Source organism: Vibrio sp. 397 (assembly GCF_033339395.1).
In the GTDB taxonomy this organism is placed as follows: Bacteria; Pseudomonadota; Gammaproteobacteria; order Enterobacterales; family Vibrionaceae; genus Vibrio; species Vibrio alginolyticus.
In genome coordinates this window covers 46,836-62,026 of the sequence record NZ_JAWOUN010000007.1, presented here as the reverse complement: position 1 = coordinate 62,026, position 15,191 = coordinate 46,836, and the positions used below count along the sequence as shown (strand labels likewise).

Below are 15,191 nucleotides of genomic sequence, written 5' to 3'. Positions count from 1 at the left end.
CACAACCCTAGGTATTGGATCTGCTCCAAGAGAGGGTCATTCCAGCGAGTCTAGACGAGACTAGGAATCTGATTACAGCTCGCTAGGAAATGACGATAACTTTAGAACTTCACAGCACTCGGTGAGTCGATCCTGAACCACGCTCGTCCCTCGCTGTTCAGGATGACGGATGTTGGAAAATGCATTGCTCGCCACAACCCTAGGTATTAGAGCAGTTTCAAGATAGCGTCATTCCAGCGAGTCTAGACGAGACTAGGAATCTGATTACAACTCGCTGGGAAATAGCGATAGTCTACGAACCTCAAAGCACCCGGTGGGTAGCTCCTGAATCACGCTCGTCCCTCGCTGTTCAGGATGACGGATGTTGGAAAATGCATTGCTCGCCACAACCCCAGGCATTGGATCTGCTCCAAGATAGGATCGTTCCAGCGAGTTTAAATGAGAATAGGAATCGGGTTACTGCTCGCTAGGAAATGGCGATAACTTTCGCACTTCAAAGTACTCGGTGGGTAGATCCTGAATCACGCTCGTTCCTCGATGTTCAGGGTGACGGATGTTGGAAGATATATTGCTCGCCACAACCCTAGGTATTAGAGCAGTTTCAAGATAGCGTCATTCCAGCGAGTTTAAGTGAGACTAGGAATCGGGTTACAGCTCGCTAGGAAATGACGATAACTTTCGCACTTCAAAGCACTCGGTGGGTAGATCCTTAATCACGCTCGTCCCTCGCTGTTTAGGATGACGGGTGTTGGAAGATACATCGCTCGCCACAACCCTAGGTATTGGAGCAGCTCCAATACCTAGGGTCATTCTAGCGAGTTTAAACGAGACTAGGAATCGGGTTACAGCTCGCTAGGAAATGGCGATAACCTTAGAACTTCACAGCACTCGGTGAGTAGATCCTGAACCACGCTCGTTCCTCGATGTTCAGGGCGACCGTTTTAAATAAAAATGCCGCTCACAGTAAAGTGAGCGGCATACATTTCCCGTTTCCAGCCTCGGCCAGATTTAACTCAACTCCACGTTCTTAATCTCAGGATGCTTTAGCAACATCACACGAATCCAGTGATGCACCACCCACATCACCATCGCGGTGAGCAGAACCGCAACGAAAATCGAGCTGAAACGGTACAAGATCGAAAAGAACGCGTCTTTTTGTTCTGGCACCAATGAAGTCGTCAGCGGAACCGATAGGGCAGACATGGCAGAAAACGCGATAGCCGCTTTAATTTGCCCCTTTGTGAGCCACAAGCAGGATGGCCCCATTGCAATGGTAAAGGCGAGCCAAAAGAGTAGCCCATGCCCATACCAACTGCCCAATATCAGCTGAACAGCCATCCCTGCGATGCAGCCTAGTGCGGTGCCGATGATGCGAATTTTTGCCATGGCGAGCGAGCCCGCTAAAGTCATTGGGGTTAGGATGATCAAAATGGAAGCTTGTGCGGATAACGAGTCATATAAGTCCGCTACTTGGAATACGATAAACGCCGCCATCGCCACTACCCAACCCATGGCAACTTGGCTGATGTAGTCAATATCGCTTTTCACTGGGGTCGACATCTCAATGTGTTCGGCGGAGGATTTTGGCTCCGGGAACAACCAATACGCGAATGCGCAAACAAAAATATTGCTGAACGCCATCACCCACATGTTGACATTGAACTCTTCAATATCCATGAAGTTATAGCTGGCAAAATTCAACACAATTGAACCCACTAACAGCCCCATGTAACCAAACAAATAGGTTTTCTGGTTCATCATTGCAATGCACTTGAACAGCATCATGATTCCGACGGCTACGGTCATTAATGTTGGATGAAACTGCAAGTATTCCAGCAAAAATGTGGCTTGTATGGTTGTCCACACCGCAGAGAAAAACACGATCAATAAAGCCGAAAGATTAAAGTTGTCCATTCTGCCCAATATAAACAGCGGCATCATGATGGCAAAAAATCCGTAAGACCAACCGAACATCATGCTTAGCGCGAGCCCTAAAGAGCAGCCGAACCAAATTCGTAAGGTTTTCATTGTCGCCGCCTAGTAAATGAAGTGGAACCAGCTTGCGAGGTGAATCTGTGCTTGCGCCATCAACTGCCAGAAAATGCTGTTGTCTGGGTACAAAACAATGGTAGCGCGAGAGCCGACAAACAGTGCTGGTGGTAACTCTTCGCTGCTGGTTAGGTTCACTCGTGTACGCTGCGCATCACGTACCCAGCGGTTGTTCACTTCCACTTTGGTTAGTGCGCCATTAGGCGTTTGTTGTGCGGCTGCTACACCGTAATCGCGGCTAGCTAAATCAAAGTCGTACACCGAACCTGGGTTGGCATCAAATGTGACCAAGGCGTGGAAAGTCTTGTCTACGTTCGCGACGGATTTTTCACGAAAATCAGCGGCTACCCAGAGTGATCCTGTTGGTACAAACGTCAGCAATGGCATGTTGGTGTTTGCCATCGTGCCAACTTCTAGTTGCAGGTTGGTCACGACACCATCACTGGGAGCGAGTACCGCGGTATTTGCCAAATCAAGTTGCGCCTTTTCGATGCCGTTTTTGGCAATTCGAACGGCGGTGCTTTGACCTTTTTGGTCGCCTAATTGCGCCTCAATGACTTTTAAGTTTTGTCGTTCCGCTTTAAGCGCTGCACGTGATACCTGATTTTGGGCAAAGGCATTATCGAGTGTCGATTGAGAGATGACTTTCTGCTTCGATAGTGTCAGTAAGCGGTTGTACTCGCGGTGTGCATTATCAAATGTCGCTCGTGCGCGGGCAATATTGGCAAGAGCGGCTTCGCGTTGAGAATACAGCGTTGCTTCTTTTTCATAGGCGGATTGCAGAGACAGCTCCGCCTGTTCAAGCGCTATCTTGTATTTACGATCATCAATCGTAAACAACACATCGCCTTTTTGAACGGACTGGTTATTCTCGATGAGAACGTCGGTCACTTTACCAGATACCTCGGGTGCGACTTGGACAACGTATCCTTGCACTCGTCCTTCGGTCGTTAAGGGGGCGTGGCGGTCAGCAATGATAATGTACAAAAATAGTACGATGAACAGGACAATCAAAGTTCGCATCCAGTGTTTGAATTTTTGGTCAGCCGTCATTACAAGTTCCGTTAAACATATTGGATAGCGAATTATAGAGAAGTCACTCACAATTCAGTAGAATGATAATACGAACATAAATGACCTAAAAATAGGACAATGAACGTTAGTTTTGATGATATTTACCTATTCACTCAGACGGTGGTTCACGGCGGTATAAGTGCAGCGGCAGAGGCGAATCAACTACAACGCTCAAAAGTGAGTCGTCGCCTGCAAGAATTAGAGAAATCGCTCGGGGTACAGCTTTTGATCCGCACAACACGCAGCATTGAGTTGACGGAGCACGGGAAACGCTTGTTTGAGTTGGTGGGGCAGCCTATTGACCATATTCAGCAAGGTTTAAATGCCATGCACGAATATCAACAAGAGCTGACGGGCAAGGTGCGTTTAGCCATTCCTTCCGCATTGATGAGCTCTGCCGCGTTTAACGCGATCATCACCGAGTACACAACGCGGTATCCGGAGATTTCGGTCGAGATTGAAAACCATCAAGAGAGTGTCGATCTTAAGCGTCAATCGTTTGATTTACAGCTTCTTCCGAGCGTGGTCAAAGTCACCGATGACAGCTATGTGCAGTTCAGTCTTTTGCCTTATCGTAGTCACTTTGTTGCGTCAAAAGCCTATCTAGAATCGCATCCGCCAGTAAAAACGGTGGAAGATCTTAAGCAGCATCGCCTTTTAACTAATCGTTACAATGCCGATTTGCTCGATTCAGATCTGCATGTGGCGTTGCGTTCGGATGACCTCAACTTGCTGCGCTCGATGGCGATAGCAGGAAACGGCATCGCGTTTATTCCTCAAATTCATTCCAAGCCTGCACTGAGAGACGGTTTGTTGGTCGAGGTGCTGCCTCAATTCGCGCATCCGAAGCAGCATCTTACTCTGATTTATCCCTCGGCCTTATTTCTGCCCAATAAAGTCAAAGCCTTGATTGAGCTAATTCGAGAGAAATTTAAATAGTCAGTTCAAACCACACTTACCTAAGGGCAAATGTGTGAGCGAAGGTCATCTTTCTAGGTTTTATTGCTCTAACATGAAAGGGTTCTGATACATTAACTGTTGCTCAACTTGTTGAGTATGGTTTGTGGTCGCACAAGATAGGAGATGGAAATGTTATCGAAAGGAAACACGGGCCTGATTGTGGTGGATGTTCAGGGCAAACTCGCTACATTAATGCATGAAAGCGACGCACTGATTGAAAATATCACGAAACTGGTAAAGGGTGCCAAAGCACTAGATTTGCCTATTCTGTGGCTAGAACAGAATCGAGAAAGGTTGGGCCCAACCGCGGAGCCGATTCGTGAAGTGCTTGAAAGCACGCATTTACCTATTACCAAGTACACGTTTGATGGTTGCAAAGAGGCGACGTTTAAGGTCGCGGTGGAGAACGCGAAAGTTGATACCTGGTTGGTTTGCGGTATTGAATCCCACATTTGCGTCTATCAAACCGCGGTTTCTCTGCGCCAGTCCGGTTATCGCGTTGAATTAGTCACGGATTGTGTATCTTCCCGAACCGCTGCCAATAAAGCGCTCGCTCTTGCGAAGTTAACCGCTAACGGTGTGGTGCTCACTGGGCTAGAAATGTGTTTGTATGAAATGGTCGAAGATTGCCGAGCACCTGAATTCAAAGAAATTCTGGCGCTCATCAAATAGAGTAATCACTGGAATCAACAACAACTTTATCTGAACACGCTATTCAAATTCTCGTTGATATCTTGGCAACATCGACTCGTTGCCAAGTAACCCGCCTTGGTGAATATAAATCACCATTTTATCTGTGTTCTCTTCCAACCAAGGGGTGAGGCATTGCCACATATACGGGTCGTATAACAGGTCAAATTCGAGGTCGGTTTGCTCAAAGAGTGCTTTCCATGTGATGTAATCTTCTTCGTACAAGCGACCAAAATGGTGTTTGTTGCGGATAGTTAAAATGGTTGGGTGGCTGTTTTCACCGAGCTGGTTGAACTGCTCAGTTAAGTAATCTGCATCGCCTACGCAAGGGCAAGTTAGCACTTCAATGCCGTGTGGACTTAAATGTTTATGAAGATATAAAGACGTCGTGCCAGTGCCTGATGGCAGGGCGACCGCAAACTGCTCTTTACCTCTCAATCGCGTCCAATCAAGAATTTCTCGTGCTAACTGTTTGATGCCAGCTTCAGCGAGGTGGGAACGTCCACCTTCTGGAATAAGCAATGTCGATTCATCTAATCTTCGTACCTGGTGGATGTACTCACTAGGGTGGAGTTCGCTACCGATGTCTTGCATGGCGGTGATTTTCATACCCAAATCGAGAGCGCCGCGATAGTTTCCGATGGGGGAGCTTTTTAGCCAAGATGGAATGTGATGAACATAAAACTCAAATGCCCAATCTTTAATCTGGGCGAGAGCCGCTAGCGAGTACATGGCATTAGATTGAGCGGAGCCAAAGCTTATTAACGTGGTGATGTCGGGATTGTGCTCTTCCATTAACGTCATAAACTTACGTGCTTTGTTCCCAGAAAAGTGGGAGTGGAGCATGTCGTCACGTTTAAGGAAAAATTTGTGCCCATTAAAGCTATGTTGGGTGATAGGACTTTCTGAGAGTTTCATGTCGATGCTGACGGAATAAACCGTGTCACCTTTGCCATTTAAAAAGGGCGCGTAGTGTAACGCCATTAAACCCAGATAAAAAGTCTGGGTTTCAGTACAACCATTTCGGTTATTCCTGATGTTTTGACGCGCTTTTACTGGGGCTGTAATGCAATGGCTCGCCTTTCTGCTTCAAGCCACGTAAACTACGCCGCTTATTTCAACTCAATCAGAAGGCTTGGTTTTGCAAACTCTAGAACAATTAAAAACAGGACAATTAGTAGGAACGAAACAACTGAAGTTGGCAGAAGGGCTAACTGAGTTTCCTATGGAAATTTTAGAGCTTGCAGAAACGCTTGAAGTGTTAGATTTGTCTGGTAACGCACTGTCAGATTTACCACCAGAGTTGGAACAGTTGACCAAGCTAAAAATCATCTTTGCTTCCAACAACCAGTTCACCCATCTGCCAGAGGTCTTGGGTAAATTGCCAAACCTTGAGATGGTTGGGTTTAAAACCAACAAGATTAAAGTGGTGAGTGAAGCCTCACTACCAACTCAGTTACGTTGGTTGATTCTGACCGACAACGAGATTGAAGTTCTGCCAAACAGTCTGGGTGAAAGACCACGCCTAAGAAAGCTTGCATTGGCGGGCAATCGCATCAAACAACTGCCAAACAGCATGGAAAACTTGGTCAATTTAGAATTGATTCGTTTATCTGCGAACCAGTTAGAGCACTTCCCGGATGTGTTGATGAAGCTGCCTAAATTGGCATGGTTTGCTTTCGCAGGTAACCCATTCTGCAAACACCCATCTTCGTTAGACAGTGTGCCGAAAGTGACGACAAACAGTTACTCGCTTAATCATGTTCTTGGCCAAGGTGCGAGTGGTGTGATTTCTCATGCTAACTGGACTGACGCTCAATACGACTTCCCGAATGAAGTGGCGGTGAAAGTGTTCAAGGGCGAAGTGACCAGCGACGGCTACCCACATGATGAACTTGAAGCATGTTTGCAAGCCGGGCATCACAACAACTTGGTGAAATCCATCGCGCAAGTGGATGACGGTAATGAGCTTGCTTTGGTGATGGAGCTGATCCCAAACTGTTACTACAACTTGGGTTTGCCACCAACGTTGGAAACTTGCACCCGAGATACATTCCCACAAGGTTTTACGTTGACGGTCGAGCAAGTCAATTCCATTGTTGAGCAGATGGTGGACGTGTTTAATCACCTGCACGACAACAAGGTGTGCCATGGCGATTTGTATGCGCACAATACTTTGGTTAATGAGCAAGGTGAGATGATCTTCGGCGATTTTGGTGCGGCGAGCATTTACGGTTACTTATCGGACGAACAGCAAGCGGCAATCCGAACCATTGAATCTAGAGCGTTGAAGTACTTTATCGAAGATATGTTTTCTGTGTGTGAGGCGTCGGAATCGGCATCGCAAGCATTCAATCGACTAGCAGCGCTTGCAGCATAAGATTTCATTCAATCGAAATTAAAAAGAGGTATCGAATTGCTCGTTTGATACTTAGCAAAGTAGATACCTCTCAATTGAATTAGGCGCTGAGGAAGTTACTCTGATCAAGCCTCTTGATGCTCTGACGCAAGATTAATCACCGCCTCACAACCACCTTCTGGATGTGTACCAATCTTAAATTGCCAGCCATAGCGTTGGCACAAATCGTCCACAATCATCAAACCTAATCCGTGCCCATCAGAATGTGGAATGGTCGAAAAGCCTTCACCTTCATCGCGCACCGAGATGGTGTTTTCATCCATATTGATATGAATTGATCCCGAAGGTGTCGCAGCGATGCCGTTGCGAATCAGGTTGCCAAGAATAATGGTCAACACGGCATTGGTCGCGCGCGTTCTTGGGTTGCCGTCGATCTGTACATCAAAGCTGAGTGCTTTCTCATCCGCCTGAGCTTGGCTTTGGAAGATGATTTGGTTGAGTTCTTCTTCGGTGATGCTGCGTACTGGTGAATCATCTGCATTACGCTCGTAACGCACTAAGCCGAGTAGGGCATCCACCATGGTCGACATCTGCTGCGTCGCATCCTGAATTCGGCTCACTTGGCGGGTCTGGAAATCCGTGTTCGCACTTCTCGCCAGTAAGCTACTTGAGCCTTTCATCACGGTTAACGGTGTACGCAGTTCATGGCTCGCGTATCGTGCAAAGGCTTGCTCGCGCTTGATGACTTGGTTGATTTTGTGGCGATATTCATTCAACTCATCCGCGAGGGTTTGGAACTCTTTGGCCGAGCCCTCAGGCACACTAAAGGTCTGCGTGGCATCGCCTTGGTGGTGATCGAGTTGGGTTTTAAGCGCATTGACGGGTTCAATCAAGCGCTGTGATAAACGCAGCAGCAGGCTACCAAACAGAAACACCAGCACGGCGACAATGGACAACACCATAGCGACAACGAGAATGAATTCCTCTGAGGTGATCTCGATTTCATCAATCAAGGAAACCAGAATCACAGGATGTTCAACGCCTTTGTAGGTGTAAGTACTCATGTAAACCATGCGCGAGTATTCACCATCTTCTACTTCATCTAGAAAGTGCTTTTGACCTATTAGGTATTTTTGGTAGCGCTCGGCAACCAATGAGATGTCGTTGTATGCGGTGGTGAGCAGGTCAAGCTGAATACTGCCTTGCTCTGGGTGGGACTGGAAATGTTCAATCGCTTCTTTTTTGTCGACCATAATACGACGCTCACCCACGCGGTCTTCAGACCAAAGCAGGGAGCCGGTAATCAACAAAAAGCAGAAGATGCCAATCACGACCGACACAAAAGAGAAAAACAGAGCGAGTCGCCCTGTCATACTTTGTGTGCTTTGCGTGCTAGCAAGTAAGCGATTGATCATGCAACTGTCTCCAAGCGGAAGCCAACTTTCGGCACGGTGATCAGCACATGTTGTTCAAATGGCTTATCAAGTTGGTTGCGAAGTTGGTAAATGTGGCTGCGCAGAACGTCGTTGTTCGGCTCGTTCTCTTGCCATAGTTGGAAGGCGATTTCTTCACGTGTTACTACGTCTGGCGCGCTTTTCACAAGCATTTCCAGAATGGTGTAAGTGGTGGGGTTTAGCGCCAACAGTTTATCTTGGCGGTAAGCTTTACGCGTTTTTTGGTCGATAGAGACTTCGCCATATTCCAACTTGCTCGACGCGACAGTGCCGCGGTAACGGCGGATCAGTGCCATCATACGCGCTTCAAGAATATCCAGATCGAAAGGTTTAGTCAGGTAATCATCGGCACCATGTTGGAAGCCTTTGAGCATATCGTCACGGCTATCAAGCGCCGTCAGCATAAGCACTGGTGTGTTGTTGCCCGCATCGCGAAGTTTATTACACATGGTCAGGCCATCCATGCGTGGCAGCATGAGGTCGAGCAAGATGATGTCGAAGGTGTTTTCCATCGCCAGTTTCAGGCCGAGCTCGCCGTTGTCTGCATAATCGAGTTCCATACCTGCACACTCAAAATAATCGAACAGCATGCCTGCGATTTCTCGATTATCTTCGACTAAAAGTACGCGTTTCATGTATTTCTCTCCAAGTGGGCAGGTGTTCGAAAATAAGACTTCTTTTTAACCGAACATTATTCACTAAGGGCGTGAAAAAGATGTCAATAACATCTCTTTCACGTTGATGTTTGTAGACTGGATTCATTCATCGGATTTAGTGGAAGAGTAGCATGTCAACCTTCAACATTCACGCTGCAACCTTTTCAAAGGTGAGCCAACACACTGAGCCTAAAACAGTTTTGTCTGTTGTGGTGCCATTCTTTAACGAGCAAGAAGTCTTACCTGAATTTCATCGTCGTTTAGCCGCCGTTTTGGATGAAATGCCAGAACGCTGTGAAATCGTTTATGTGGACGACGGCAGCAAAGACGACAGCCTAATGATCGCGCAAAACTTTTCTCAATCTTCTAGCGACGTTCGTTGTATTGCATTAAGCCGTAACTTTGGCAAAGAGTCCGCCATGAGTGCGGGTCTGGAACACTGCCAAGGTGAAGCGGTGATCGTGATTGATGCCGACTTGCAAGACCCACCGGAGTTGATCCCGCAAATGGTATCAAAATGGCGTGAAGGGTATGACGTGGTGAACATGCAGCGCAGTGAACGCCACGGTGAAACTTGGTTCAAACGCTTCTCGGCCGCTTGCTTTTACAAAGTGCTTAATAGCATGGCGAAATTGGATGTGCCGGAGAACGTGGGCGATTTCCGTCTACTGAGCGCAAAAGTGGTCAAACACATCAATGCGCTGCCGGAACGTAACCGATACATGAAAGGTATTTTTTCTTGGCCGGGTTTCAAGCAAGTGACGGTTCAGTTTGAGCGTGACGCTCGTTTCTGTGGTGAAACAAAATGGAACTACCTCAAGCTGATTGGCCTTGCAATGGACGGCATTACCTCGTTTTCCATTCGTCCTTTGCGCTTAGCGACACTTGCCGGTGCGTTAGTGGCGTTCAGTGCCTTTATCTATGGCGCATTCATAGTGATAAAAACCGTTGTGTTTGGTGAGCCTGTCACTGGCTACCCATCCATGATGGTCGTCCAACTTGCATTGGGCGGTGTGCAACTGCTGTCGATTGGCCTTTTGGGCGAATACATTGGCCGCATTTTTGTCGAGACCAAGCAACGTCCTCTTTATCTTGTTCAGTCTGTTTACGAGCAGCCTGCAAAACATCAATCCATCCAAACCATGAAGTTTAAACTGGGAGAAACCGCGTAATCATGAGTATTAATAAAACCCATCTGTGGTTGTTGTTGGCGTTTGCTCTTTTACTCCGTCTTATTTCACTTGCTGCTTACCCTTTGATGGACACCACAGAAGCCCGCTACGGCGAAATGGCGCGCTTAATGGTGGAAACCGGCAATTGGCTTACCCCACAGTTTGATTACGGCGTGCCTTTTTGGGGGAAGCCACCGCTGTTCACTTGGATGAGTGCTTATGGCATTGAGCTGTTTGGATTGAATGAATTTGCAGTGCGCGCGCCTCATTGGTTGGCGGGTGTTGCGACGATTGTTTTTGTTGCTTTCATGGCGTATCGCGCTGGCTTTAATGCTGTCATCGCAGCGTTGGTACTGGCGACGTGTGGCATCTTTTCAATTGCGGCGGGTGCGGTGATGACCGACATGGCACTGACGTTGGCCATGACGATGGCGATGGTTGGTTTTTACTATTGCTGGCTTGGCAAAGACAAACACAGCCGATTATGGGGTTACCTCGGTTTCTTTGGCTTGGCTTGCGGGCTGTTAGCAAAAGGTCCAGTGGCGATCGTGATTATGGGTATCGCAGTGTTTCCTTGGCTCGTGATTCAGCATGGTTTCTTCGGTGCCTTCAAAGCCTTGTGGCAGCGTTTTCCAATTGTGTCGGGGTTGGCGCTCATGCTGGCGATTGCTCTACCGTGGTACATCATGGCTGAAATGGCGACGCCTGGATTTATTGATTACTTCATTGTTGGCGAGCACTTTAAGCGTTTTGTTGTCAGCGGTTGGGAAGGGGACCTGTATGGCTCTGCTCATGACCAACCACGTGGGATGATCTGGGTATTCTGGCTACAATCGGCTGCGCCTTGGTCAATCGTATTGCCTATCTTGGCGTGGAAACGTCGTAAGGTGCTCAAAGCCATTGAAACCGATCATCAAGGTTTGTTTAGCTTCCTGATGTGTTGGCTGATTTCACCAATGATCTTGTTCACCATGGCTGGGAATATTTTGCCTGCTTACGTACTACCGGGTGTGCCTGCATTGGGGATCTTGATTGCAATGCTGGTGGATAAACACGATTTCAAATGGCTGACCGGAACGGCAGCGGTGTTGCCAGCCCTGCTTATGATTGCGATGTTGGTTTTGAATATGGGCAAAGCAGACAGTCGCAGCGACCGCATCATCTTCGCGCAAATTAATGACAACGCTCCGGTCTTTTATATTGGTAAGCGCCCGTTCTCAGGCCAGTTCTATAGTCATGGTCAGGCGAAAAAGCTTGAAGATAAGAATGACTTAAACAATCTGAAGAAATTCCACCTGATTGGTAAATCGCAGCAAGTGGATAGCATGATTCATGAAAATGCGTTGAGTTGTACCAACGAGTTCACAGCAAAGTCGAAACGCTCACTCTACACCTGTGTGGTTGGATAGCGGAATGGGCAAATTACCAAAATTTGCTTCGTTAGAAAGGTTTGCTTCGTTAGAAAGGTTTGCTTCGTTAACAAGGTTTGCTCTAGTAGGTGGTGTCGGCTTTATGGTCGACACCCTTATCTTTTCTGTGTTGTTCCATTGGTTTGGTCTGGAGCTGATGTTGGCTCGTGGGATAGCATTTTTATTTGCGGCAACCACGACTTGGCTTGGTAATCGTTGGCTGACTTTCTCTCAAGCAGAAAAAACCAACCCTTTCGCTCAATGGAAAAAGTCTATGATGAGTGCCTGTATCAGTGCTTTGCCGAATTTTATTGTGTTTAAAGGCGTAACGCTCGCGCTAGGAACGCAAGGAATGATGGTCTATTTGGCTTTGAGCTTAGGCATATTGGCAGGCATGATGAGTAATTATTTGCTCAGTGCAAAATGGGTGTTTAGTTGAGGATAGAAAGGTTCGGGCTTACTATCCTATCCTCGAGTTAAAAATTCGTTATTTGAACCAATTTTTCTTTTTGTACATCAGAGTAAACCTAAAGCTTTTCATGGGGTATGTAAAAAGGTAAATAAGCCAAGGTTTATACCTTGGCTGCCGTTAGTTCAGATTTTGATTGTTCGATTTCAAACTCGGTTTGCCACTTGCCGTTGTAAAGATACTTACACTCTGGGAGTGGCGCTTTCGCATCCCTTAAATCAAACACTTCATTGGTAGGGTATTCTCGATAATAAGCGGGAGTCGTAAAAAGTCTAGGTTCAGGCTTCGCTTCAAACAGCTTTTTATGATCATTGACCTCTTTACAATCCAGTTTGTAGACCTCTGACAGTTGCGTGACCATGGATTCTAATTCCGCTTCATTTTTAAAGAAAATGTAACAATAAAATCGTCCCTGTGAGCGAAAAGTAATCTCCTGAGCAGTATCTTGGTATTCGCACCTGTCATACTTAAAAAAGAACTTAATTACTTTCCTTTTCTTATTATAATCAGCAAAGAGCCAGTCTTCACGTTCTCCGACACTCACTTCTGTTGGTTCATCAGGCTGACGTTTAAGCGTTTTAAAGGAGACTAATATAAAAGCACCAGCGCCTGCTAACGCCATCGGGCCAACCACCGCAACCATCACCACACACACCACAGCACCTATCCAGCCAACGGCTTGCGTGGCGGTATTCACCCAGTTAGGCATGTTGCGACGTTTCTTCATCACAAAGCCTTTGTCAGAAAAAATATAGTCATAGCGATAGTCGAGGCCAATCGTAAGGTAAAAGGCTCCAGACACCATCACCGACAAAATAAAAGAAAAAATAGTTACGTCAACCGTGTCACTCGTGTGTATAAACAAAGTTAATAGGAATGGGGCGATCACAAATGGAAGCGCAAAAAGTTTAAAGTAATAGCGAAATGGTTCCTCTACATCATACTTATGCCATGTTCTGACGTTATCGCCTGCGAGTATTTCTTGCTCTTGTGCCTCTTGATAAACTGCCAACTCTTCTGGGGTGATGTAAAATGGTGAATATGCCAAGGGTTACTCCTTGGCTAAAATTGAAGATATATATTCTAAATCAGGTAATGGAGCGTTTGATGTTCGTAACGTTCCCACTGCTTCTAACGGGTAATGTGTCCCGCGGAATGGCGTTGTTTTGTATATTTCTGGAAGTTTCGAGAAATCGAATAAGTCTTTCGCTTTTGGGACTTCTTTACAATCCAGTTCAAACTCTTGATTAAGCATGTTTAAGGTTTCCTCTAATTGCTTTGGTGAAGAGACGAATAGATAGGAACTTCCAATAGAGTGGTATCTTGTTACCGTTGTTTTAGCAGTGTCTTGGTACGAGCAGTCATCGTGTTTATGATATAGTTCGATTACTTTTCTATTTTTGCAGTATTCACAACAAAGCCAATTTTCACGGAGAGCCACAAGTACTTCAGTCTCCTCATTTGGTTGTCGCTTTAGAATTCGAAACGAAACCAGTATAAAACCCCCGGCTCCGACAAGAACCACAGGTCCGGCAAACGCAACCATCAATATACATACAATAGCTCCAATCCAGCCCATGACTTGAGCCGCGGAGTTTACCCAATTCGGTAAATTACGTCGTTTTTTTATAACTAACCCGCGATCGGAGAAGGTGTAATCATACCGATTGTCCAAACCAAATGTCAGATAAGACACACCAGACATGATTATCGTCAGCCCCGATAAAATGTAAGTTAAGATCATTTCACTACTATCATGTAGGAAATAGGTAAGGAAAAATAATGGACTGACAGCAGCTATAGCAATTGATAGGTATAAGTATCGAAAAGGCTCTTCAATATCGTGCTTGTGCCAGATTGTTAGATTCATCCCCTTTAGAATTTGTTGCTCTTGTTCTTCTTGATAAGCCGAAAGCTCGTCTGGCGTGATGTAAAAAGGTAAATAAGCCAAGGGTTACTCCAGAGCTGTAGTTAGTTCAGATTTTGATTGTTCGATTTCAGACTCGGTTTGCCACTTGCCGTTATATAGGTACTCTCGCTCTGGGAGCGGGGCATTTGACGCCCTTAAATCAAATACCTCATCGGTTTGATATTCTTTATAACAAACTGGCGTACCAAACAGTCTAGCCTCTGGCTTAGCTTCAAATAGCTTTTTGTGGTCGGCGACTTCTGTACAGTCAAGCTTATATTCCGTGGCTAGCTGATTGACTATAGACTCTAAGTCAGACACGGTTTTGAAAAATACGTAATAGTGGAATCGGTTGTGTAAGCGTGAAATCTTAGTATGTTCTATATTAATATATTCGCATGTGTCATGCTTAAAAAAGAACTTAATTACTTTTCTTTTCTTATTGTAATCAGCAAAGAGCCAGTCTTCACGTTCTCCGACCCTCACTTCTGTTGGTTCATCAGGCTGACGTTTAAGCATTTTAAAGGAGACTAATATAAAAGCTCCAGCTCCTGCTAACGCCATCGGGCCAACGACCGCTACCATCACCACACAAACCACTGCACCTATCCAGCCAACGGCTTGCGTGGCGGTATTCACCCACTTAGGCATGTTGCGACGTTTCTTCATCACAAAGCCTTTGTCAGAAAAAATATAGTCATAGCGATAGTCGAGGCCAATCGTAAGGTAAAAGGCTCCAGACACCATCACCGACAAAATAAAAGAAAAAATAGTTACGTCAACCGTGTCACTCGTGTGTATAAACAAAGTTAATAGGAATGGGGCGATCACAAATGGAAGCGCAAAAAGTTTAAAGTAATAGCGAAATGGTTCCTCTACATCATACTTATGCCATGTTCTGACATTATCGCCTGCGAGTATTTCTTGCTCTTGCGCCTCTTGATAAACTGCCAACTCTTCTGGGGTGATGTAAAATGGTGAATATGCCAA

At 46.1% G+C, this 15,191-nt stretch carries 14 protein-coding genes; 6 read left to right on the top strand and 8 right to left on the bottom strand.

Annotated elements, in window-relative coordinates; all coding sequences use genetic code 11:
- Positions 1-1,008: 1,008 nt before the first annotated feature.
- On the bottom strand, positions 1,009-2,028 hold the full coding sequence (locus R7P36_RS12880; RefSeq protein WP_085569774.1) for a DUF2955 domain-containing protein: 1,020 nt from the start codon (positions 2,026-2,028) through the stop codon (positions 1,009-1,011).
- Between the two features lie 9 nt (positions 2,029-2,037).
- On the bottom strand, positions 2,038-3,102 hold the full coding sequence (locus R7P36_RS12875; RefSeq protein ID WP_025625303.1) for an HlyD family secretion protein: 1,065 nt from the start codon (positions 3,100-3,102) through the stop codon (positions 2,038-2,040).
- Between the two features lie 99 nt (positions 3,103-3,201).
- Between R7P36_RS12875 and R7P36_RS12870 the strand changes: the two genes are divergently transcribed.
- On the top strand, positions 3,202-4,062 hold the full coding sequence (locus R7P36_RS12870) for a LysR family transcriptional regulator (protein WP_005376746.1): 861 nt from the start codon (positions 3,202-3,204) through the stop codon (positions 4,060-4,062).
- Positions 4,063-4,212: 150 nt separating this feature from the next.
- Complete coding sequence (locus tag R7P36_RS12865) at positions 4,213-4,755, top strand: isochorismatase family protein (RefSeq protein ID WP_064354153.1); 543 nt, start codon at positions 4,213-4,215, stop codon at positions 4,753-4,755.
- A gap of 39 nt (positions 4,756-4,794) precedes the next feature.
- Here R7P36_RS12865 and R7P36_RS12860 read toward each other — a convergent pair whose 3' ends face one another.
- Positions 4,795-5,691, bottom strand: coding sequence for a 1-aminocyclopropane-1-carboxylate deaminase/D-cysteine desulfhydrase (locus R7P36_RS12860; protein WP_064354217.1), 897 nt, complete (start codon positions 5,689-5,691; stop codon positions 4,795-4,797).
- A 223-nt stretch (positions 5,692-5,914) separates the two neighbouring features.
- On the opposite strand from R7P36_RS12860, the gene R7P36_RS12855 reads away from it, so the two are divergent.
- On the top strand, positions 5,915-7,153 hold the full coding sequence (locus tag R7P36_RS12855) for a leucine-rich repeat-containing protein kinase family protein (protein WP_064354152.1): 1,239 nt from the start codon (positions 5,915-5,917) through the stop codon (positions 7,151-7,153).
- 104 nt (positions 7,154-7,257) lie between these two features.
- Here the strand turns inward: R7P36_RS12855 and R7P36_RS12850 are convergent, their stop codons facing one another.
- Together R7P36_RS12850 and R7P36_RS12845 are read right to left on the bottom strand one after the other, a co-directional pair.
- Complete coding sequence (locus tag R7P36_RS12850; protein WP_085569775.1) at positions 7,258-8,547, bottom strand: sensor histidine kinase; 1,290 nt, start codon at positions 8,545-8,547, stop codon at positions 7,258-7,260.
- A complete protein-coding gene (locus tag R7P36_RS12845; protein ID WP_020197905.1) occupies positions 8,544-9,221 on the bottom strand; it encodes a response regulator transcription factor in 678 nt (225 codons plus the stop codon). Before R7P36_RS12845 ends, R7P36_RS12850 begins: the two co-directional genes overlap by 4 nt.
- A gap of 152 nt (positions 9,222-9,373) precedes the next feature.
- Here R7P36_RS12845 and R7P36_RS12840 point away from each other — a divergent pair, with 152 nt between their 5' ends.
- From R7P36_RS12840 to R7P36_RS12830, 3 genes are read left to right on the top strand one after another with little or no spacing between them, the layout of a single operon-like run.
- Complete coding sequence (locus tag R7P36_RS12840; protein WP_115386170.1) at positions 9,374-10,414, top strand: glycosyltransferase family 2 protein; 1,041 nt, start codon at positions 9,374-9,376, stop codon at positions 10,412-10,414.
- A gap of 2 nt (positions 10,415-10,416) precedes the next feature.
- Positions 10,417-11,823, top strand: a complete 1,407-nt coding sequence (locus R7P36_RS12835) for an ArnT family glycosyltransferase (RefSeq protein ID WP_009706943.1) — start codon at positions 10,417-10,419, stop codon at positions 11,821-11,823.
- A gap of 4 nt (positions 11,824-11,827) precedes the next feature.
- Positions 11,828-12,262 carry a GtrA family protein gene (locus R7P36_RS12830; RefSeq protein ID WP_213899832.1) on the top strand — a complete coding sequence of 145 codons (435 nt, stop codon included), beginning with the start codon at positions 11,828-11,830 and terminating at the stop codon, positions 12,260-12,262.
- A 133-nt stretch (positions 12,263-12,395) separates the two neighbouring features.
- Here the strand turns inward: R7P36_RS12830 and R7P36_RS12825 are convergent, their stop codons facing one another.
- Genes R7P36_RS12825 through R7P36_RS12815 form a run of 3 tightly spaced genes read right to left on the bottom strand, consistent with a single transcriptional unit; the run spans position 12,396 to position 15,191 of the window.
- Positions 12,396-13,340 carry a hypothetical protein gene (locus tag R7P36_RS12825; RefSeq protein WP_213899831.1) on the bottom strand — a complete coding sequence of 315 codons (945 nt, stop codon included), beginning with the start codon at positions 13,338-13,340 and terminating at the stop codon, positions 12,396-12,398.
- 3 nt (positions 13,341-13,343) lie between these two features.
- Complete coding sequence (locus R7P36_RS12820) at positions 13,344-14,243, bottom strand: hypothetical protein (protein WP_213899830.1); 900 nt, start codon at positions 14,241-14,243, stop codon at positions 13,344-13,346.
- 3 nt (positions 14,244-14,246) lie between these two features.
- Positions 14,247-15,191 carry a hypothetical protein gene (locus R7P36_RS12815; RefSeq protein ID WP_318099321.1) on the bottom strand — a complete coding sequence of 315 codons (945 nt, stop codon included), beginning with the start codon at positions 15,189-15,191 and terminating at the stop codon, positions 14,247-14,249.